A 17,890-nucleotide genomic window follows, 5' to 3' on the forward strand; every position below is an offset into this window, starting at 1 on the left:
AGTATGGGGGCTGTATGAGGATCACGGTCACGTGTTTCGGAAGCCTGCGCGAGGTGCTGCCGCGCGGCGAGCGGACCGTCGCTCTCGAGGTTCCGGCCGGTAGCGGGATCGACGCGATCACCGGCGCGCTCGGCATCCCGCCCGGAAGCGTCTACCTGACGCTCGTGGACGGAGAGGAGCGAGCGAACGTGCGCGACGGCTCTGAGGTCACCCTGATGCCGCCGTTCAGCGGCGGCATCGATGCGCACGAGGCCTGCGTCCTGACGGTCTCGGACCGGGCTGCCTCCGGCGGCTACGAAGACCGATCCGGGCCCGCTGCGGCCGGTGCGCTCGAGGGCCTCGGGATCGCGGTCGTCGACCGCCTCGTCGTGCCCGACGACGCCACTGCGATCGAGGATGCTCTCCGCGCCGGGGTGCAGCGGAACCTCCGGCTGATCGTGACGACGGGGGGGACCGGTCTGGCCGAGCGGGACGTGACGCCCGAGGCTACAGGGAAGGTGATCGAGCGGGACGCTCCGGGGCTGGCCGAGCTGATGCGGGTGGCGAACCTCGAACGGTCGCCGCAGGCGGCACTCTCCCGCGGGCGGACCGGGATCGCGGCTCGCACCCTGATCGTGAACCTCCCGGGGAGCCCGCGCGGCGTCGAGGAGTCGCTCGCAGCGCTGGCTCCGGTGCTGGTCCACGCGCTCGACCAGCTCGCAAGCCGGCCGTCCCATCACGTCGCGCACTGATGCTGACGGTCGAAGAGGCGCGGAGCCGCGTGCTGGACGCGGTCCGTCCTCTCACTCCGGTCGAGCTTCCCCTGGAGCGCGCCATCGGTCTGGCGGCCGCGGCGGACGTGATCTCGAACGAGCCGTTGCCACGCTTCGACAACTCGTCCATGGACGGGTATGCGGTGAGGGCGGCGGACGTGGCCGCGGCGGCCGAGAGACCCGTCGAGCTGCGGCTGTTGGGCGAGGTGCGTGCCGGCGTCCCGGGATCATCCGACGTCGGACCCGGTGCGGCCGTGCGCATCATGACCGGCGGAGCCGTACCGGCCGGAGCCGACGCGGTCGTGCCGGTCGAGCAGACGGAGGAGGCCGGCGAGACGGTCGTGGTCCGTGAACCAGTGGCGCCGGGTGCCTTCATCCGCCGCGCCGGTGAAGACGTCCTGCCCGGCGCGGTGGCGGTCCCGGCCGGATGCGACATCGCCTCCGGCGAGGCGGCCCTGCTGGCGGCCCTCGGCGTCGATCCCGTCCTCGTCCATCCGAGCCCCCTCGTCGCGGTCCTGGTGACGGGCGACGAGCTGGTCGACGTGCGCGCCGAGGTCACCCCCGGCCGCGTGCGCGACTCGAACTCGATCGCGTTGCGCGCTCTGGTCGCCGAGGCAGGCGCTACACCCGTGTCGGTGTCGCGGGTGCCCGACGACTACGACGCCACCCTCCGCGCCTTTGCACGCGCCGCGGGCGAGGCCGACCTCATCGTCTCGTCCGGTGGGGTGGCGGTCGGCCGCTACGACCTCGTGAAGAAGGTCGTCGAGGAGCTCGGCTCGATCGACTTCTGGAAGGTCGCCATGCAGCCCGGCAAGCCGGTCGTGCTCGGGGAGGTCAAGGGCACGCCCTTCCTCGGACTGCCGGGCAATCCCGTCTCCGTGCACGTGTCCTTCGAGCAGTTCGTGCGCCCCGCGCTGCTGAAGATGCGCGGCCGCCGCGGCGTGTTGCGCCCGCGCTTCCGCGCACGCCTCGGCTCCCCGGTCACGAAACCCGCTCTGCGACAGCACTTCGTGCGCGTACGGCTCGAGCCGGACGCCGGCGGATGGACGGCCCATCCGACGGGGCCACAGGGATCCCACATCTCCTCCAGCCTCGTCGCGTGTCACGGCGTCGCGATCGCACCGGCGGGGGTCGAGAGGATCGAGCGCGGAAGCGAGGTGATCGTCGAGGTGTGGCGTCTGCCGCATGGATGACGTCCATCCCGAAACGCAGGCGCGCATGGTGGACGTGACGGGGAAGGCTCCGACGGAGCGTCGGGCCGCGGCGGCGTGTCTGGTGCGGATGTCCGAGAAGACCCGCGACGTCGTCATGCGGCGCGAACTGTCAAAGGGCGACGCCCTCGAGAGCGCGCGGATCGCCGGCATCATGGGGGCGAAGAAGACGTCGGAGCTGATACCGCTCTGTCATCCGATCGGCATCGGCGGCATCGACGTGGTGCTCGAGGCACGCGAGGCCGGCATCGAGATCACCGCCGAGGTCGTCACGTTCGAGCGGACCGGCGTCGAGATGGAGGCCTTGGTCGCGGTCACGACCGCGGCCCTCACGCTCTACGACATGGTCAAGGGGATCGAACGCGAGGTCGAGATCAACGACGTCCGTCTGCTGAGCAAGAGCGGGGGCAGGTCTGGGACCTGGTCCCGCTAGCCGTCGCCGCTCACAGGCACCGGGCGCTGGCGCGCTAAACGAATGGATCCGTCGGTCAGGAGCGCTTGGCGCCCGACACGGCGCGCGCGAGCTTCCTGATAGCGAAGATCGCGAGGCCGCCGGCCGCCACCCAGGGTCCCGCCACGATCAGCGGGTCTAGCGGTTGATGCGATAGATCCGCTCGCTTCTGTCCGAGGCGCGAGCTCAGGCCCTGGTGAGAGAACTCGCTCACCGCTCCGGTCTCGGTCACGGGATTGTCCGGACGTGTCGTGAGGAACGACTGGAGGTGGCTCTCGACCGCATCGACGCGGTCGGCGGCGAGGAGTATCACCCAGTGCGCTGCGCGAGCTTCGCTGAACGCGGAGTACGCGTACTTCCGCATGACGCCGGACAGCCCTTTGGGCGGACACGAAGTGCCGAACACCGGCGTGAGGAACTTGTGCTCGATCGACCTCTCCCGCGGCCACTTCTCCTCCTGGCGCTCGGGGAAGTCCCAGTGCGCGCCGCTGAGGTTGGGGTCGAGCTGCTCCCGCGGAAACGAGGGACGGTCTTTGGGATCGAGGTCGACTCCCCATCCTGGGATGCGGGAGCGCAGCTCATCGGTCGAAGCGGAGAGAGGCGGCTTTTCGGATGTGTAGGTCAAGTGGATGCCTCCTCAGCTGCCATTCGGGACCACGAGCGGCTTGATGCAGCCGTCGAGCTTGCCCGAAAAGATGTGATAGCCCTCGGCGATGTGTTCGAGGGGGATGCGGTGCGTCACCAGATCACTGGGCTTCAGATAGCCGTTGCGGATGTGCTCGAACAGTCGAGGCCACTGTCGTTTGACGGGACACTGGTTCATGCGCAACGTGAGGCCCTTGTTGAAGGCGTCCCCGAACTTCACCGCGCTGAACATTGGCCCGTAGGCGCCCATCACAGATACCGTGCCGCCCTTGCGGACGGAGTCGATCGCCCAGTTGAGCGCCACGGGTGATCCTCCCTGCAGCTTGAGCTTGGTAGCGGTGACATGCTGGAGGAAGTTCCCGTCCGCCTCGGCCCCCACCGCGTCGATAGCGACGTCCGCGCCCAGGTGGTCGGTCCTCTTCTTCATCTCAACGACGATGTCGTCGTACTCGGCGAAGTTGATGGTCTCCGCGTGCGCGAACGAACGCGCCTTCTCCAGCCGGTACTCGATGTGGTCGATGACGATGACGCGTCCTGCGCCCATCAACCACGCGGACTTCGCCGCGAACAGCCCCACGGGGCCGGCCCCGAAAACCACGACGACGTCGCCCTCGACGATGTCGCCTAACTGCGCCCCGAAGTAGCCCGTCGGAAGTGCGTCGGTGAGCATCACCGCGTCCTCGTCATCCATCCAGTCCGGGATGACACTCGGTCCGACATCGGCGAACGGAACACGGACGAACTCGGCTTGGCCGCCGTCGTATCCGCCACAGGTGTGGGAGTAGCCGTAGATCCCGCCGACGGCGGTGGCGTTCGGATTCACGTTGTGGCAGTTGCCGTACAGCCCACGCGCACAGAAGAAGCACGACCCGCAGAACACGTTGAAAGGCACCATCACGCGGTCCCCGACGCTCAGGTTCTGCACCGACGGGCCCACCTGATCCACTACACCGATGAACTCGTGACCGAAAGTCATCCCGACGCGCGTGTCAGGCATCATCCCGTGGTACAGGTGAAGGTCCGAACCGCAGATGGCGCCGAGCGTCACGCGCACGATCGCGTCGTTCGGGTGCTCTATCGGCGGGATCTCCTTCTCCTCGACGCGGATCTTGTAAGGCCCGCGGTAAACCATCGCTCGCACTAGGCCTCCTCGAGGGTCGCCATCGTCTGTTGCCGGAGTGGCAGAAGGGCCGCGATCCCCCACGAGCCACCTTCCGATCCTGTCCGATCTGAGGGCCTTCCAAACGAACGGCGTCGTGCGCGTCGAAGGAACCGAACGGCTGCGCAGGCAACGAGGTCGAGCTTCCGGGCGGCTTCAGGCGAGCCCGATCACCCGCTGCAGTCCGACATCCATGTTGGAGACTCGAGGCTGGTGTCAGAGACTACGTTCGCAGCCCCGCGTCTCCTCTGCGTCGCAGCGGTCATCGTGACGCCCGCCCGATGCGACATCAGCGCCCTCGCCGCCCTCCAACCCGTCGTACCCCGTGTGGCCGCTCAGTCGATCGGACCCAGCTCCCCCAGCGATCTCATCCGGACCCGACCGGCCGCGCAGGTCGTCGTCGCCTGCGCCTCCGTCGATGATGTCGCCCTTCCCGTTTCCTACAAGCAGGTTCGGGCCGTCGTCGCCTATGAGGATGTCCGCGCGCCCGCTGCCGACGACGTTCTCGACGCCGACCAAAGCGTACGACGACGGATCACCCCACTCCAGTCCGGTGGTGATCGTCCCCTGTTGGAGGTCGACGCTGGCCGCGCCTGTTCCGGCGCTCCAGCAACGTTGCACAGTGCCGCTGGCGAGGTAGATGGCGTCTAGTCCTTCACCGCCGTCGATCGGGGCGCCACCGCTGCGCCCAGTCGAGGAGAGTCCCAGGTGGTCGTCGCCGTCACCGCCTGACATCTCACCGACACCCAACAATCCGCATACCGCGTCGTCTCCTGAACCGCCGAATAGGGAGTCGGCGCCGCCTTCGGCGTCCATCGCATCGTTTCCACCGCGGCCGTCGATGATGTCGTCGCCGCCGGGGCCGTCCGCCCATCCCCCGCGGAGGTAGTTAGGCCCCTCATCCCCGAGAAGCGTGTCGTCATAGGCCGAGCCGGCGACCGCGGCGACGTTGATGAACACGTCGGTTCCCTCTCCCTCCGCGACACCGGCGGCAAGATCAACGTGAACAGGCCCGGGCGCGCCCGTGTAGTCAACCTCCGTTACGGAGTCGAACGTGTCGCTGCCGTCACCGCCAACTGCCTGTATGCCCGCGCCCGAGATCCGGTCGTCGCCGGCGTCGCCGCAGACGAGGTCCCACTCCGTAGAGACGTCTGTGATGACGTCGTCTCCACCCAGGCCCACGATCACATCGCTGTACTGCGTCCCTACGATCTCGTCGGGACCGTCCGTTCCGACGATGGTCGCCTCTTGGCCCATGCACGTCGCGACTTGCTGCGCCGCCGCCGACGAGACATTGAGAGCAGTGATCACGACCGCGCACAAGGTCCCGGTCGAGCTCCGTCTCATCTCTCTGTCGCCTCCATACGATGTATCAACGTCCGGAACCCTTCTTCGGGTTCGTGCCGCTATGGCCACTACCGACCTGACGTCCGAGGGCGCAGAAACCTTGCACGCGGCTCCTGGGCGAAAAGGTTCCAGCAGGCTTCGTCAGTCGTGCCAGCTCGAGGATCGGGAATCGGTACGGGCGCGAGCTCGGCATCGGCCGACGCTGTTGGCGGCCGTGCCCGGCCAACAACGCCTCCGCGGGACGGGCCAATCCATCAAGCGTCCGTCCTCGAACTCCTAGTGAAAGAGCAGTCAGCCAAGTGAGCTGATGCCGTGACCTTGTCTCCCCCACTTAAGGAGCTCTCAAGATGCGCCTGATCGTTGCCTCTCTCGCAGCACTGTTTCTCCTCGGTGCTTGTTCTAACGGTGCCGAACCCGCAGCAGAACCCGCGCCAGCGGCGGGCGGTGGAGGTGGCAACAGCTCCACTTCCATCAGTGCCGTGGACAACGAGTTCGAGCCGACGGAGCTGGCACTTACCGCGGGCGAAGAGGTGACGGTGACGTTCACGAACGACGGGGAGGCGCCGCACACGTTCACCTCCGAGGAGCTAGGTTTCGACACCGGGACGGTCGACCCGGGCGCTTCTGCCGAGGTGACCTTTACGGCCCCCGAAGAAGAAACCCCCTTTGTATGCACGATCCATGCGGAGTCCGACGACATGGTCGGCACGATCGTCGCCGAGTAGCTGGTGACACTCTCCCGTCGTCTGCGGATCGCTCTAGCTGCGCTCATCCTTCTCGGCGGTCTGATCCACCTCCAACAGTTCCTAGATGGCTTCTCGTCCATCCCCATCATCGGACCGATGTTCCTTGCGAACGCCGTGGCATCAGCGGTTGTCGCTGCGCTCCTGGTTTGGCGGAGCGAGCGGTTGTGGATCATCGCGGGCGGGCTGGTCGCAACGGGTTCTCTAGCGGCGATCCTCATCAGCCGGGGTCCGGGATTGTTCGGTTACGTATCGTCTTCGTTCGAAGCACCCGAAGCTCTCGCGGTGGTCTCGGAAGCCGCTGCATTTCTGCTCGCTACCTTCATCCTCGTGAAAAGGTCACGGCTGACTCCCGCTTCTTGAAGAGTCAAACCTGCCCCTCGCTGCGGACGATGGGAGCAGTCACGGACGGTGAAGCAGGCACCGCTACGGGCTAAGGTCGTCAGCCCATGCGTCTTTTCTGGCTGCGGGAGCACCTCAGAACGAGCCTCTGGTTCATCCCGACCCTGTGCGTGGTCGCTTCCATCTTGATCGCCACGGCGCTCATCGAGGTCGACGCGCGCGTGCACAGCGGGTGGATCGAGCGCCTGACATTCAGGGGAGACGCGGAGCACGCGCGCACCATCCTGACGACGATATCTACGTCGATGATCACCTTCACGGGGTTGGTCTTCACGATCACCATCGTCGTGTTACAGCTAGCGAGTCAGCAGTTGTCCCCCCGCCTCCTGCGCACGTTCCTGCGAGATCGGATCAGCCAGCTGGCTCTGGGGGTCTTCGTCGCCACCTTCACGTATTCGATGGCGGTCTTGCGTGAATTCCGGCCGACCGAGCAAGGTGGGTTCGTCCCGAACATCTCGGTCACCGTCGGCTTCGGCTTCGTCCTCCTCAGCATCGGTTTCTTCGTCGCGTACATCCACCACATCTCGCAGGCGATCCGGATCGGGAATCTGACGGAGGCGCTTGCGAACGAAACGGACGCCGCGATCGAGGACATCTACGACCACGACGAACCACCCGAGCGGCTCCCGGAGCCGGAAGGCGATCCGATCCAAACGATCGCGTCGGAGGAGCGCGGCGTCCTTTCCGCGATGGACCGCGACATGCTCGTTGAGGCCGCACGGGGTACCGCATCGGTAGTCAAGGTTGTTCCGGCGGTCGGAGACTTCATACCCAGAGGCGCAGCCATCCTCGAGGTCTACGGCAACCCGATGCCTCACGAGGTCACCGAACATCTCGCTCTGTCGCCCGAACGGACCATGGCACAAGATCCCGCGTTTGGCTTCCGGCAGCTCGTCGACGTCGCGCAGAAGGCGCTGTCTCCGGCAGTGAATGACCCGACGACGGCGGTGCAGTCGATCGACCTGATGCACGACTTGCTCCGAACGCTGGCGACACGGCCGTTCCCTTCCGGGCAGCGGGTGGACGACGACGGTGAGCTCCGTCTGATCTTCCCGGTCATGACGTGGGAGGCATACGTCCACCTGGCATGCGACGAGCTTCGCCACTACGGCGCTACGTCGCTGCAGGTGATGCGTCGGATGCGGGCGATGCTGGAAGACCTCGACTCGGTGGCTCCAGACGATCGCCGGCCGGTGGTACAGAAACAGCTCCACCTGCTCGACGCGGCGATCCAACGAACCTGGCCCGATGTCGAGGATCAACACCTCGGTCTCATCGGTGATCTTCAGGGCCTAGGCGACTAGACACGCTCCTGCTGCTCGCGCCCCGACTCTCCACGCGCCCGCCCTGCGACCCAAGCGCTTCGGAGCTACCCGGCGGCCTCGTCCTCTTCTTCATAGGCGAGGAATCCCGCTCCGAAGGCCTCTTCGACGGCGGCCGACATGCGCGCGCGGAACGCCGCCAGCAGAGTCTCGGACGCCAGGGGCCGGAGACGCTCCAGCGCAGCTCGCACTTTCGGCCACTCCCCCGCGGGGCGTCCTGAATCATCGAACGGCTTCCAGATGTTGCGGATGAAGAGGTCTACGTAAGCGGCCGCGACCCGGTCGGAGCTGGCGACCAATTGCTCGGTCACCGAGATCACGTCGTCGAGGCGGACGCCCAGGCTCATCACTTGTTGCCCAGCCCGGACGAGGCTGGGCACCGGTAGCTCTACCCGTCCGTCGTCGAGCACGCGGATGACTCCGATGCGCGCGGCACGATCCAGCATCTCTGGCCTGGGGTTCCCGAACCGCTCTGCCAGCTCCTCGGCCGGGACGACCTCTGGCGCTTCCTCGCTCCAGGAAGACAACAGCGCACGCTCGAGTCGCAGCGCCTCCTCGCCGGCCCCGGGCGGGACGCGATCCAGCAGGTTCTTGATCGCGCTCAGGTTGTAGCCCGCGGCCTGCATCTCCCTGATCAGGTCCAACCGAACCGCGTGTTCGTCGCCGTAGACGCCCTTGCGGCCTTGCAGCTCGGGGGGCGGGATGAGTCGCTTCGTCTGGTAGTTGCGCACGTTGCGAACGGTCATCCCCACCCGGGCCGCCAGCTCTTCGATCGTCAGGGCGCCATCGCCGCTCATGGGTTTACTCTACGCCGAAGGAGGTTACATAGAAACGTGTAACATAGATGATGTAACGGTGGTCCCACGCCAGGAGGATCCATGGTCACCGCGGCCGAGCCGCTGAACAGGAGGGAGCACTTCGGCTCTCCCACGCTGGAGCTGACCCCCGCCGAGGAGCTCCGCCGCATGCCGACCTTCGAGCACGGCGATCTGACTATCCGCAGGACAACCGCAGGGGCAAGCGCATGAACAACCTCATCCTGGCGCACGGTGGCCAAAGCTTCGGGGACTACGGCGGGCAGTGGCTGTATTTCCTCGCGCCGTTCGTGGTCGCTGCCGTTGTCATCTCTTATCTGGCGGTTGCCGGCGGAACCGGCAGCTTCCTCGATCGCGTCTCCACCTCGTTGGAGCGCATCACAGGGCTTCCTGCGTGGAGCGCAGGCGGCATCGGGATGGGCCTCTTTGCACTGGTCGTCGCGGTGCTCGGCTTCTACTGGGACGTAGCGTGGCACATCGAGCTGGGCCGCGACCAGTTCATCTTCACCCCCGCTCACATGGGAATCCTCGTCGGCTTGGCACTGATCGTCGTCGCGGGAGCGACGTCGATCGTGCTCGCCACGTCTCAACGAGCCGAGACTCGCCTGACATTCAGAGCGATCCGCATCCCGTTGAGCGTCGTTCCATTGACGTTACTGGGCATCGGCGCGTTGTGCGGGTTTCCCCTAGACGAGTTCTGGCACCGCAACTACGGGATCGACGTCACGATGTGGGGACCGACTCACCTCGTGATGATCTCCGGCGCGTCGTTGACACCGATCGCGCTGTTGCTCCTGCACACCGAGGGCCGCAGCGGACGAAGGCTCACCAAGCTCGGGTTGTTCCTCGCCGAGGTCCTGGCGGGCGCGCTGGTAGTCGGGCTGTCGACGTGGACCGGCGAGTTCGACTTCGGCGTTCCGCAGTTCCAGGCCTTGTATCACCCCGTTCTCGTGATGGCCGGCTCGGCGGTGGCGCTCGTGGCGGCGCGTCATCTGCTTGGCCCCGGTGGAGCTGTACGAGCTGCCGTCGGCGCAGTCATCCTGCGCGCCCTGGTTGCCCTCGTCGTAGGTGCGGGCCTCGGGTTAGTGATCCCGCGCTTCCCGCTCTTCGTCGGCACCGCGGCGGCAGTCGAGGCTGGGTTCTGGGTCACCCGCCATCTCAGCGGCATCCGCGCCGCGCTGACAACGGGAGCACTCATCGCGACCGCGGGATTCGCATCCGAGTGGGCATGGATGTCGCTCTGGGGGCGCCATGCGTGGACATCGGACCTGTTCCCGGGAGCACTCGTGGCGGTGGTCGCCGCCGTAGCCGCAACCCTGATCGGATGGGCCATGGGACACGTGCTGCGCGGGGCGCCCGCCAACGTCGGGAAGCACTTCGTCGCCCCCGCTGCGATGGTTCTACTCCTGTCGCTGGCCGCGCCTCTCCCGCGCAACGACGCGCAGGTCGGGGCCGTTCTCGAGACCGAGAGGGTCACGCGCGAGCGGGCCTTCGTCGAGATCACGCTCGAGCAACCCGCGGTTGCCCGCGGCGCCAACTGGTTCGAGGTTCTGTCCTGGCAGGGCGGCGCGGTTGAGGTGACGGAGCTGAACGAGGTTGCTCCGGGACGGTTCCGCAGCGCGCGCGCTGTCCCCGTGACCGGTGACTGGAAGACCGTCGTGAGGCTCGCGAACGACGACGTGATGCTTGCCACCGGCGTTTACCTGCCCGCCGACCCGGAGATCGGCGCCGCGGAGGTGCCGGTTGAACCGCGCCGGGCGGTCGAGCTGCAAGAGGACGGCGACTTCCTTCTGCGTGAAGCTCGTGAAGGAGCGGCGTGGCCCGCGTTGATCGCCTACACCGCGATCCTTCTTCTCGGGATGATCTGGTTGACCTCCCTGACGATCGCCTTCCTGCGGGTGCAGGCGAGCCCCGCCCGAGGAAGAGCGCGGCCAAGAAGCGCGCTTCGGCGCCAGGTTCCCGCATGAGCCGCAGCCCCGACCGACCCCAGGGAGCTCGGCTAGACCTTTCGACCTACGGGCGGACCGCGTCGGCCACCGGAGCGGTCATAGGTGCGCACCTTTCGTCGCTCCAGACACCTTGCCCCTCGAGCAGTTTGCGCAGGACGCGGCGAAGGTCCTGGATATCGTCGGGCGAAAGGTGTCTGCTGAAGACCTCGCGCACGCTCGTCGCGAATACGGGCATGGTGTCGCGCAGCTTGACCAGCCCCTCTTGCGTCAGCGTCGCGTACACGACGCGGCGGTCCTCGGAGGAAAGGTCCCGGAGTACCCACCCCTCTTCCACGAGGCGATCGATCAGCCGCGTGACGCCACTCTTGCTGACGAGAAGCAGGTTCGCCAGATCCAGCATCCGCAGTCGATGGCCGGGAGCCGAGACCAGCCGGATCAAGACCTCGTGCTCGGCGAGAGAGATGCCGGCCTCCGCCGCGAGACGCCGCCCCACCTCGGCCGCCACCGTGTCGCGGGCCTGGAGCAGGTTGATCCAGGCGCCCATCTCCTCGCGGCCGGGCATCTCGCAGTTCATCCGTTAACGGATTTTACCCCCGGTAGTTGACGGTGGAACTTAAGCGTAGCTCGGTTGAGCTGGAGAGCTCCTACCGCGCTGTCGTCCGGCAGCAAGCGCTCCGCCGCCGTTTCAGCTGGTGGTCTGCTTCGACCCCGCCTTGCCCTCCCACGCCTCTACGTAGCGTTGCGCTATCTCGCGCAGCTTCACGTTCGCGTTCTGCGACACGTGGACGAGCTTCTGGAAAGCCTCGTCGGAGGTGAGTCCCTCCTGCGCCATCAGCAGGCCCGTCGCCTGCCCGATCAGGGTTCTGGTCTCTAGTCCTTGCCCCAGCTGCTCGACCTGCTCCGCCTTGGACATGAACTCTTTCGCATTTGCGACGGCCACCGCGGCCTGAGAGGCGAAGACCCAGCCCTCTTCACGCTGACCCGGCCGGAGGGCATCGCGCTCTCGGGAGTAGAAGTTGAGCGCGCCGATAGTCTCGCCGCGCACCTTCATCGGGAACGAGATGACGGAGTAGACGCCGGCATCAGCCGCCGTCCGGGCGAACTCGCACCACGGAGGTGGCACATCGTCACCGTTGAAGTACTGGAGCTCGCCTTCCTTGGCGGCGTCGACACAGGGCCCCTTGTTGCTGTCGTACTGCGCCTGATCCACCGTGTTGATGCGGTCGTCGGTGATCCCGAAGGTGGCGAACCTGTCTTTCGTGACCAGGCTCGCCGCTGCCGCGTCCCAACCCGAGAGCGCCTGGATCCCAAGGCGGGCGACGTGGCCCATGACGCTGTCCAAGGTCTCTTCCGAAAGCTGAAGCTCCCCAAGGGAGTTGACAGGTCGCTCGCCCCGACCTGCCGGACGCTCGGCCATGATTCCCCCGACTCTTTTGTGCGTGGGCCAAAGAGTCGGGCTCTGATGTGACCGAGGCCCCTCAGCGGACGCGGTGAATGCTGTAGTCACCGTAACAGCGGGCTTTACCGGGACATTCCCGGGCGTCCCGGTGGCGGATCAGTCGCCGGAGCGCGAGAAGTGCATCCAGTCCTTGGCCGAGCTCCACGATCCGCCCCAGGACCACCCGATCGCAGCGAAGGCCCGGGTCACGACGTCTCCGCTGCGGATCATCCCCGGCCGCTGCCAGCCGCGGTTCCTGTAGGCGAGCGCCAGCTCGGGCAGAACGAGGTCATTGCGCACGTAGGGGTTGTGGAACGGGTTCACGTCCACAGCGAGCCCGTACGCGTGCTCCGACCACTCCGTAGCGAGTCGCGCCGGGCGGCAGACGAAACCGCTCGTGTTGTTGCCGTCACCCGTGGGTGGCGCCCGAAGCTCCTCGCGCGTGGTCACGCGCATCTCCTCGATCGGCCACCTCGCTCTGTACAGCTTCCTGAACACGGACACGACCGGCCGCGCCACCGACGTGTGCACGATCAGCTCGCCCGTGTGGGGCTCGCTATCGAACCCCCAGAACGCGATGGTGACGTAGGCGAGGTCGTGCACGCGAACTGGACAGCCGCGCTGCCACGTCGAACGCGCAAGCACGTCTCGCGGGATCGGAGACACGGAGGAAGAGAATCGATCCGACCGGGGCGGCGGCAGGTGATCGACCGTCACGAGGCGCCGATCCCGCAACAGCTTCGGTGTGAACCGCGCGACGCCGAAACCGTTCGGGCCGCGGGCCAGCACGCGATCGCCCAGCCACGGCGGGCGCTCCGAGACCTTGCGCGGAAGCGGATGCGCTTCAGCGACCGCGGGTTCCGTTGGAGCCGCGCTCGGCTCCGCCGCCGGTCTAGCGCCTCCGCGACCCGTCACGGGGTCCGGCGCCGCGGATCCGCTCGGCTCACTGCAGCCGGCAACTAACGCGAGGATCACGAGCAACCGGATGGCGAGACGCTTCCTCATCCAACGAGGCTATCTGCACGCCTTAGATGTAGGGATCGTCCGGGACGTCGACCTTTTCTACGTGCTCCGCCACTACGACCAAGCCGTCGCCCTCTCGGGCGAGCGAGCCTCGCACCCTGAGCCAGGTGTCCGGCTCCCACGCAGACGCGTCCGACACCTGCACCGGGATCGTGTATGGAACGGCATCCGCGGCACAGCAGAAGATCGAGAAACGGCCGAGGACGAGCGCGCCCGGCGCCTCCGCAGACGGCTCGGCCACGAAACCCGTCACATCGATCTCGTACCCCTCGACCAGCCCCAGTGACGTCGCATATTCCTCGGAGGTCAGCGCGTAAGAGATCTCCTGGAAAGACATCTCGCCGTCGCTCGCACGCGGTTGTAGCGCCGCCAACGAGCCCGCTCCCGCCGTCTTACGGGAGGCCGCGAGCGCCCCAAGGCTAGGCTCCGGAACCGCTAGCACGAGAAGGATCGGCGCCAGCATGACGAGGTAGCCCCGCGTCGAACCGGCTGTAGACGCCTCCTGCTCGGGCCGCGACAGAACCAGGCTCCCGGCGGTCGCGGCGACGAGGCACACGGCGCCGAACACGATCACCCAATAGGTGCGCGGACCGATGTAGACGTTCACCTTCCCCGAGAGGAGCAACCAGACGAAGAACGCGCTCCACAGCGCCAGCACCACGGTGCGCGGCCCACCAATGCCTCTCACCGGATCACCACCTCGAACACCAGCGCGCCGGCAAGCACGAGCGGCACCGCCACGACCACGAGGGTCCCGACGAACCTCTGCCGGAACGCCGCGCCGTAGAGGAAGGTCAGCTTGAAGTCGAGGATCGGGCCGAAGACGAGGAACGCGAGCTGTGAGCCGAGCCCGAACTGCGAGAAGGACACGGCCACGAACGCATCGGCCTCCGAACACAGAGACGACACGTACGCGATCGCCATCAACGCGAGCGTCCCAACGACGGCACTGCGAGCAACACCCGCCACCAGGCTCTGCGGAAGGAGTGTCTGGAACGCCGCAGATAGGGCAGCGCCCACTACGAGGAACTTCCCCATGAAGAAGAAATCACCGTTCAGGTGCTCGAAGAAGCTGCCCAGCCTCCTCGAGCTACCGGCGCGCGCGGGTGGGCCACCCTGCTGCACATCCGACCGCAGCAGCCGCTCGATCGCCTCGCCGCCCAGAGCCCATCCCGTGGCGAGTGCAACCACCAGGCCCAGCAAGGCACGTCCGGCCACCATCTGCATCCCGAGCCCGCGGGGTGAATAGGCGACCCAGGTCGCCAGCAGGACGATCGGGTTGAAGATCGGTGAGGCCAACATGAAGGCGATCCCCGCGCCCGGGTGCATGCCTCGGCGCATCAACCGTCGGGCGACCGGAACGGACCCGCACTCGCAGACCGGGAACGCGAACCCTCCTAGGGCCGCTGCGGGTAGCTGCAGTGCGGCTGGCAGCCGCGTGACGCGACCCAACACGTCGTCCGACACGTACACCTCGATTGCGGCGGAGACCACGGCTCCCAGGAGCACGAAAGGAAGTGCCTCGACGACTATGGCCGTGAAGATGATGGTGAAGGTTTGCGCGACCGCGACATCGGTTACGCCCGAGGCCCGAGCCAGAACCAGCAACAGCAGCGAAGCGATCCCGGCAAGCGCGAGCCAGCGGCGGGTGGTTGCGTGTGCGAAGCCGATGGTTCCGACGTTGGTCGCCATTGAGTTCCTCGAGATCGCTTGAACGGACGCGCAGGGTCCCGCTACAGAACCCGCCGGAGTTCCCGCCCGGCCGCTCCAGCCGGGCCCGTCGAAACTACCGGTAGCGACCGTTCTCCGTGTCGATCCCGTTCCAGGGAGGGACCTCCACACGGCGTGATCCAGGCCGCCCTCTCAGGATGATCTCGCGCAGCTCGACGTTGTTGTCGGTCCGTTGTTCGAAGAGCAGCCCGTCGGGATTCGCCTCGACCGCGATGTAGTAGGTGCCGTTCGGGAGATCCGTCACGTCGAAGGACTGACCCGGGATGCCTTGGAAGTAAGTGTCGCCCCAGCCCAGCGGCAGGACCTCGCGGATCCACAGAGCGTCGGGGCCGCCACACGCGGTATTCAGGTCTGTGTTGTCCGGGCGCCACTCGGCCCCCGGCAACAGCAGGTCGATCGAATCGGTGGGCATCAAGCAGAAGGCTTCCTTCTTGCTGCGCAGCACCTCGGTCTGCGTCGAGTCCAGCAGCGAGTAGCGCGCGAACTGCATGAAGTGCCAGTGGTTATGGCGACGTTGATCGTCGTAGGCGAAGTCGCCGACCGGCGCGCGCCCAACGGGCTCGCCGTCCTCGTAGAAGTACTGGTAGGCGTCCATAGTCGCTTCGTCGGAACGACGGAACCCCTCCACCACCAGATCCTGTGCCCCAGCGGTCCAAATGGTGGCTCCGAATCCGAGACGAGTCGCCCGCCGCCCCTCGCGGAGGTTGATGCCCCACGCAGGCAGTGACACCAGGTCCGGGAGCGTTTCGGTCCTTGGGTTGGTCGTATCCGGGACGGCACTGCCTGCTGAGGCCCACTGGTGCGGACCTTCGCCCTCACCGCCCGGGTAGGGGCAGTCGCGGCAGCGCTGGGACGTCTTTACGTGAAGCGTCAGGTTCGCGGTGGTCGCGGCTTCGTCCAGCCCCAACAACTCGACGTAGGTATCGGAGATCGAGGCCGTCACGTCGTACGTGCCGTCCGCCAACCGAGCGCGCCAACCGCCCTTGCCGCCGGCGGCATCTACCGCCCACCCCTCCTCGATGCCCCAGACCGTGCCCTTGGTGAAGAAGTTGCCGTAACAGGCGTAGGGGTAGACCGGCGACACCGGGCCCTCGTCGTTCACGCGCTGCCGCTCGTAGCCGTCGACGCAGAAGCGCGGCGTCAGCGTCCGCACGACCTCGCCCGTCGGCTTCGCGATCGTGATCTCGAAGAAATCGAGGAAACCCCTCCAGCCGGCAAGAGTCGTCGCCGGCAGCCGGCGCGTCGTCGACGGGCCGTTGTCACTCCGAAGCACCTGGTCCACCTGGATCGGCTCGGTATACGAAGGTCGATGGACCTGTATCTCCAGGGGTGCATCCAGCGCGGCCACGTACAGTCCGAGGTCGAGGTAAGCCGGCATCCCTTCGCCGCGACTAACGGTGAGCTCTCGATCCACCACCCGCAGCTCCAGGCGCGGCGCGGTCGGCGCAGCCTCGGCGGTGACCGGCGCGAGCGCGGTGACCAACGTGGCGGCCGCGATACAACCCAGCACCCGGTGCGCCCTGGAGGGCCGCCGGCGAGACAGCTCCGTCACCATCGATAGCTCCTTCATCAGTTGGCACCGGCGCCGCGGTCGGCGTCGGAGGACCGGCAACCTGTCCTCAAAGAACATCTGACGCCCGAAAGGTCAATAGGGTTGCCGTCTGGGCGTTTCGCTGGGATGGGGCCGGATGTCCGGCGCAGCGGAAACTCACGGCGTTAGGCTCGCGACATGGCCGAAGACGCAAGCCGCGGTGGCGCATCGCAGGGATCGGCGCACACCCAGCAGCCCGGCGTCACTCCCGAGGATCTGGGGGCAGAGCCGGAGCGCGTCTCACCCGATGATCTAGTGATCACATCCCCTGATGAGGTCGCGCCCCCTGCGACCGCCCGGGACGATTCGGCACCCACGATCAACGCCGACCTGGTCGACGATCCCGAAGAGTTGGCGCGGACGATCCGCGAGGCAACCGGGGAGTCGGTGGAGGTCGTGTCGGAGAGCGATCAGCAGGCGGATCGGGAAAGCTGAGTTCCGACTAATCCGCCGACCCCTCTCTCAGGACGGGCTCCGCCTCGGGCGGCTTTTCCACGACCACGTAGCGGGAGTGACGCTCCACGACGGTCTCGGCGCGCGGGATCTCGTGGCCCGGCTTCACTAGGAAGTGAAGCTTCTGGCCGCGCACGGCCTGATACGCGTCGAGCGTGATCGGCACCCGCTCCTCGCAGCCGGACTCACCGCATTCACAAACGAAGTGTGCGTCTTGGTGACGCCCATCAGAGGCGCCCTTGCGGATGTTCTCGTTAACGTCCCTGAACAGCATCTCGTTCAGGGCGATCCGCTCGTCAATGGTGTCCATGAACCATCGACACTATCTGTCTGCGTCGTCGATCGGCTCGCCGGATGGCTGCTGCACCTGCACTCTTTCATCACCGCGTTCGTTGGTATCGATGCCGTCTGGGGGGCCGCCCTCATGCACCAGAGGATCCTGCAGCCCGTCGTCCGCCGGCTGCGGCGGCGCGTCGAGGTCTCGATCTTCTCCCACCGCTAGCCGCCTCTCCGGTAGTTCGGATCCTCTTCGGATCTGACCACGGACAGGCCGCGCTGTTCGAGCCGTGCAACCGCATGGTCGAGCTCATCGGGTCGAGAGAAAGTGAGGTGGAGGCTGCGACGCTCGGCGTGTGTCTGCCCGCAGGTGATCTTGAGGCCGCGGGCACTGGCAACAAGCTCTCCGGAGATAGAGCCCTCCTCGGTCCGATCAGACGCCGCTACCGTCACCGACCGTCGCTCGACGTCGACCTCTACCCTCGGCGAGCGGATGATGTCTTCGACGTCGGCGTCCTCGGTGTCGGCGCGCAGCACCTGGACCTTCTCTGGTGAAAGCGAAAGCTGCAAGGAAGTCCTCCG

At 66.7% G+C, this 17,890-nt stretch carries 22 protein-coding genes; 9 read left to right on the forward strand and 13 right to left on the reverse strand.

Annotated elements, in window-relative coordinates; all coding sequences use genetic code 11:
- The first annotated feature begins 14 nt into the window (after window positions 1-14).
- From M3N53_08590 to moaC, 3 genes are read left to right on the forward strand one after another with little or no spacing between them, the layout of a single operon-like run.
- A complete protein-coding gene (locus tag M3N53_08590; protein MDP9068383.1) occupies window positions 15-731 on the forward strand; it encodes a molybdopterin-binding protein in 717 nt (238 codons plus the stop codon).
- Window positions 731-1,945: a molybdopterin molybdotransferase MoeA gene (locus M3N53_08595; protein ID MDP9068384.1), complete on the forward strand. Its 1,215-nt coding sequence runs from the start codon at window positions 731-733 to the stop codon at window positions 1,943-1,945. Before M3N53_08590 ends, M3N53_08595 begins: the two co-directional genes overlap by 1 nt.
- Window positions 1,938-2,396: a cyclic pyranopterin monophosphate synthase MoaC gene (moaC, locus tag M3N53_08600; GenBank protein ID MDP9068385.1), complete on the forward strand. Its 459-nt coding sequence runs from the start codon at window positions 1,938-1,940 to the stop codon at window positions 2,394-2,396. The genes M3N53_08595 and moaC overlap by 8 nt, the downstream gene beginning before the upstream one ends.
- A gap of 55 nt (window positions 2,397-2,451) precedes the next feature.
- Here moaC and M3N53_08605 read toward each other — a convergent pair whose 3' ends face one another.
- The 3 genes from M3N53_08605 to M3N53_08615 form a co-directional block, all read right to left on the reverse strand.
- Window positions 2,452-3,039, reverse strand: a complete 588-nt coding sequence (locus M3N53_08605; GenBank protein ID MDP9068386.1) for a hypothetical protein — start codon at window positions 3,037-3,039, stop codon at window positions 2,452-2,454.
- Window positions 3,040-3,051: 12 nt separating this feature from the next.
- Window positions 3,052-4,200, reverse strand: a complete 1,149-nt coding sequence (locus tag M3N53_08610) for a glutathione-dependent formaldehyde dehydrogenase (GenBank protein MDP9068387.1) — start codon at window positions 4,198-4,200, stop codon at window positions 3,052-3,054.
- A 234-nt stretch (window positions 4,201-4,434) separates the two neighbouring features.
- Complete coding sequence (locus M3N53_08615) at window positions 4,435-5,565, reverse strand: hypothetical protein (protein ID MDP9068388.1); 1,131 nt, start codon at window positions 5,563-5,565, stop codon at window positions 4,435-4,437.
- 347 nt (window positions 5,566-5,912) lie between these two features.
- Here M3N53_08615 and M3N53_08620 point away from each other — a divergent pair, with 347 nt between their 5' ends.
- The 3 genes from M3N53_08620 to M3N53_08630 all read left to right on the forward strand — a co-directional run bounded on the left by M3N53_08620 (window position 5,913) and on the right by M3N53_08630 (window position 8,014).
- The gene (locus M3N53_08620) at window positions 5,913-6,290 is read left to right on the forward strand and encodes a cupredoxin domain-containing protein (GenBank protein MDP9068389.1); all 378 of its coding nucleotides are present in this window, start codon (window positions 5,913-5,915) and stop codon (window positions 6,288-6,290) included.
- A gap of 3 nt (window positions 6,291-6,293) precedes the next feature.
- Window positions 6,294-6,671, forward strand: a complete 378-nt coding sequence (locus M3N53_08625) for a hypothetical protein (GenBank protein MDP9068390.1) — start codon at window positions 6,294-6,296, stop codon at window positions 6,669-6,671.
- Between the two features lie 86 nt (window positions 6,672-6,757).
- On the forward strand, window positions 6,758-8,014 hold the full coding sequence (locus tag M3N53_08630) for a DUF2254 domain-containing protein (GenBank protein MDP9068391.1): 1,257 nt from the start codon (window positions 6,758-6,760) through the stop codon (window positions 8,012-8,014).
- Between the two features lie 65 nt (window positions 8,015-8,079).
- Here M3N53_08630 and M3N53_08635 read toward each other — a convergent pair whose 3' ends face one another.
- A complete protein-coding gene (locus tag M3N53_08635) occupies window positions 8,080-8,829 on the reverse strand; it encodes a MerR family transcriptional regulator (GenBank protein MDP9068392.1) in 750 nt (249 codons plus the stop codon).
- Window positions 8,830-8,910: 81 nt separating this feature from the next.
- On the opposite strand from M3N53_08635, the gene M3N53_08640 reads away from it, so the two are divergent.
- Both M3N53_08640 and M3N53_08645 read left to right on the forward strand, forming a co-directional pair.
- Window positions 8,911-9,060 (forward strand): hypothetical protein, encoded by a 150-nt coding sequence (locus M3N53_08640; protein ID MDP9068393.1) that lies wholly within the window; start codon window positions 8,911-8,913, stop codon window positions 9,058-9,060.
- Window positions 9,057-10,814: a hypothetical protein gene (locus M3N53_08645; GenBank protein ID MDP9068394.1), complete on the forward strand. Its 1,758-nt coding sequence runs from the start codon at window positions 9,057-9,059 to the stop codon at window positions 10,812-10,814. The genes M3N53_08640 and M3N53_08645 overlap by 4 nt, the downstream gene beginning before the upstream one ends.
- Before the next feature lie 46 nt (window positions 10,815-10,860).
- Here M3N53_08645 and M3N53_08650 read toward each other — a convergent pair whose 3' ends face one another.
- From M3N53_08650 to M3N53_08675, 6 genes are all read right to left on the reverse strand, one after another.
- Window positions 10,861-11,370: a MarR family transcriptional regulator gene (locus M3N53_08650; GenBank protein MDP9068395.1), complete on the reverse strand. Its 510-nt coding sequence runs from the start codon at window positions 11,368-11,370 to the stop codon at window positions 10,861-10,863.
- A gap of 111 nt (window positions 11,371-11,481) precedes the next feature.
- Window positions 11,482-12,213 carry a GAF and ANTAR domain-containing protein gene (locus tag M3N53_08655; GenBank protein ID MDP9068396.1) on the reverse strand — a complete coding sequence of 244 codons (732 nt, stop codon included), beginning with the start codon at window positions 12,211-12,213 and terminating at the stop codon, window positions 11,482-11,484.
- A 138-nt stretch (window positions 12,214-12,351) separates the two neighbouring features.
- Window positions 12,352-13,239, reverse strand: coding sequence for a M15 family metallopeptidase (locus tag M3N53_08660; GenBank protein ID MDP9068397.1), 888 nt, complete (start codon window positions 13,237-13,239; stop codon window positions 12,352-12,354).
- A 22-nt stretch (window positions 13,240-13,261) separates the two neighbouring features.
- Window positions 13,262-13,945: a TIGR03943 family protein gene (locus tag M3N53_08665; GenBank protein ID MDP9068398.1), complete on the reverse strand. Its 684-nt coding sequence runs from the start codon at window positions 13,943-13,945 to the stop codon at window positions 13,262-13,264.
- Window positions 13,942-14,949: a permease gene (locus M3N53_08670; GenBank protein ID MDP9068399.1), complete on the reverse strand. Its 1,008-nt coding sequence runs from the start codon at window positions 14,947-14,949 to the stop codon at window positions 13,942-13,944. Before M3N53_08670 ends, M3N53_08665 begins: the two co-directional genes overlap by 4 nt.
- A gap of 94 nt (window positions 14,950-15,043) precedes the next feature.
- On the reverse strand, window positions 15,044-16,543 hold the full coding sequence (locus tag M3N53_08675; protein ID MDP9068400.1) for a lysyl oxidase family protein: 1,500 nt from the start codon (window positions 16,541-16,543) through the stop codon (window positions 15,044-15,046).
- Between the two features lie 174 nt (window positions 16,544-16,717).
- Between M3N53_08675 and M3N53_08680 the strand changes: the two genes are divergently transcribed.
- Entirely contained in the window at window positions 16,718-17,014 is a 297-nt protein-coding gene (locus M3N53_08680) for a hypothetical protein (GenBank protein MDP9068401.1), read from the forward strand.
- A 7-nt stretch (window positions 17,015-17,021) separates the two neighbouring features.
- Here M3N53_08680 and M3N53_08685 read toward each other — a convergent pair whose 3' ends face one another.
- The 3 genes from M3N53_08685 to M3N53_08695 are packed head-to-tail and all read right to left on the reverse strand — an operon-like array spanning window position 17,022 to window position 17,878.
- Entirely contained in the window at window positions 17,022-17,342 is a 321-nt protein-coding gene (locus M3N53_08685) for a hypothetical protein (GenBank protein MDP9068402.1), read from the reverse strand.
- Between the two features lie 12 nt (window positions 17,343-17,354).
- Window positions 17,355-17,528 (reverse strand): hypothetical protein, encoded by a 174-nt coding sequence (locus tag M3N53_08690; protein MDP9068403.1) that lies wholly within the window; start codon window positions 17,526-17,528, stop codon window positions 17,355-17,357.
- A 2-nt stretch (window positions 17,529-17,530) separates the two neighbouring features.
- Entirely contained in the window at window positions 17,531-17,878 is a 348-nt protein-coding gene (locus M3N53_08695) for a hypothetical protein (GenBank protein ID MDP9068404.1), read from the reverse strand.
- Between the last annotated feature and the right edge of the window lie 12 nt (window positions 17,879-17,890).

The sequence above is a fragment of the Actinomycetota bacterium genome (assembly GCA_030776625.1).
Classification (GTDB): Bacteria; Actinomycetota; CADDZG01; order CADDZG01; family WHSQ01; genus MB1-2.

Bases quoted from the DNA above. Each gene is read 5' to 3' on its own strand.
- M3N53_08590 (MDP9068383.1), top strand. From the start codon at position 15: ATGAGGATCACGGTCACGTGTTTCGGAAGCCTGCGCGAGGTGCTGCCG.
- M3N53_08685 (MDP9068402.1), bottom strand. From the start codon at position 17,342: ATGGACACCATTGACGAGCGGATCGCCCTGAACGAGATGCTGTTCAGG.
- M3N53_08680 (MDP9068401.1), top strand. From the start codon at position 16,718: ATGGCCGAAGACGCAAGCCGCGGTGGCGCATCGCAGGGATCGGCGCAC.
- M3N53_08655 (MDP9068396.1), bottom strand. From the start codon at position 12,213: ATGGCCGAGCGTCCGGCAGGTCGGGGCGAGCGACCTGTCAACTCCCTT.
- M3N53_08650 (MDP9068395.1), bottom strand. From the start codon at position 11,370: ATGAACTGCGAGATGCCCGGCCGCGAGGAGATGGGCGCCTGGATCAAC.
- M3N53_08640 (MDP9068393.1), top strand. From the start codon at position 8,911: ATGGTCACCGCGGCCGAGCCGCTGAACAGGAGGGAGCACTTCGGCTCT.
- M3N53_08630 (MDP9068391.1), top strand. From the start codon at position 6,758: ATGCGTCTTTTCTGGCTGCGGGAGCACCTCAGAACGAGCCTCTGGTTC.
- M3N53_08645 (MDP9068394.1), top strand. From the start codon at position 9,057: ATGAACAACCTCATCCTGGCGCACGGTGGCCAAAGCTTCGGGGACTAC.
- moaC (MDP9068385.1), top strand. From the start codon at position 1,938: ATGGATGACGTCCATCCCGAAACGCAGGCGCGCATGGTGGACGTGACG.
- M3N53_08635 (MDP9068392.1), bottom strand. From the start codon at position 8,829: ATGAGCGGCGATGGCGCCCTGACGATCGAAGAGCTGGCGGCCCGGGTG.
- M3N53_08615 (MDP9068388.1), bottom strand. From the start codon at position 5,565: ATGAGACGGAGCTCGACCGGGACCTTGTGCGCGGTCGTGATCACTGCT.
- M3N53_08620 (MDP9068389.1), top strand. From the start codon at position 5,913: ATGCGCCTGATCGTTGCCTCTCTCGCAGCACTGTTTCTCCTCGGTGCT.
- M3N53_08670 (MDP9068399.1), bottom strand. From the start codon at position 14,949: ATGGCGACCAACGTCGGAACCATCGGCTTCGCACACGCAACCACCCGC.
- M3N53_08660 (MDP9068397.1), bottom strand. From the start codon at position 13,239: ATGAGGAAGCGTCTCGCCATCCGGTTGCTCGTGATCCTCGCGTTAGTT.
- M3N53_08595 (MDP9068384.1), top strand. From the start codon at position 731: ATGCTGACGGTCGAAGAGGCGCGGAGCCGCGTGCTGGACGCGGTCCGT.
- M3N53_08675 (MDP9068400.1), bottom strand. From the start codon at position 16,543: ATGGTGACGGAGCTGTCTCGCCGGCGGCCCTCCAGGGCGCACCGGGTG.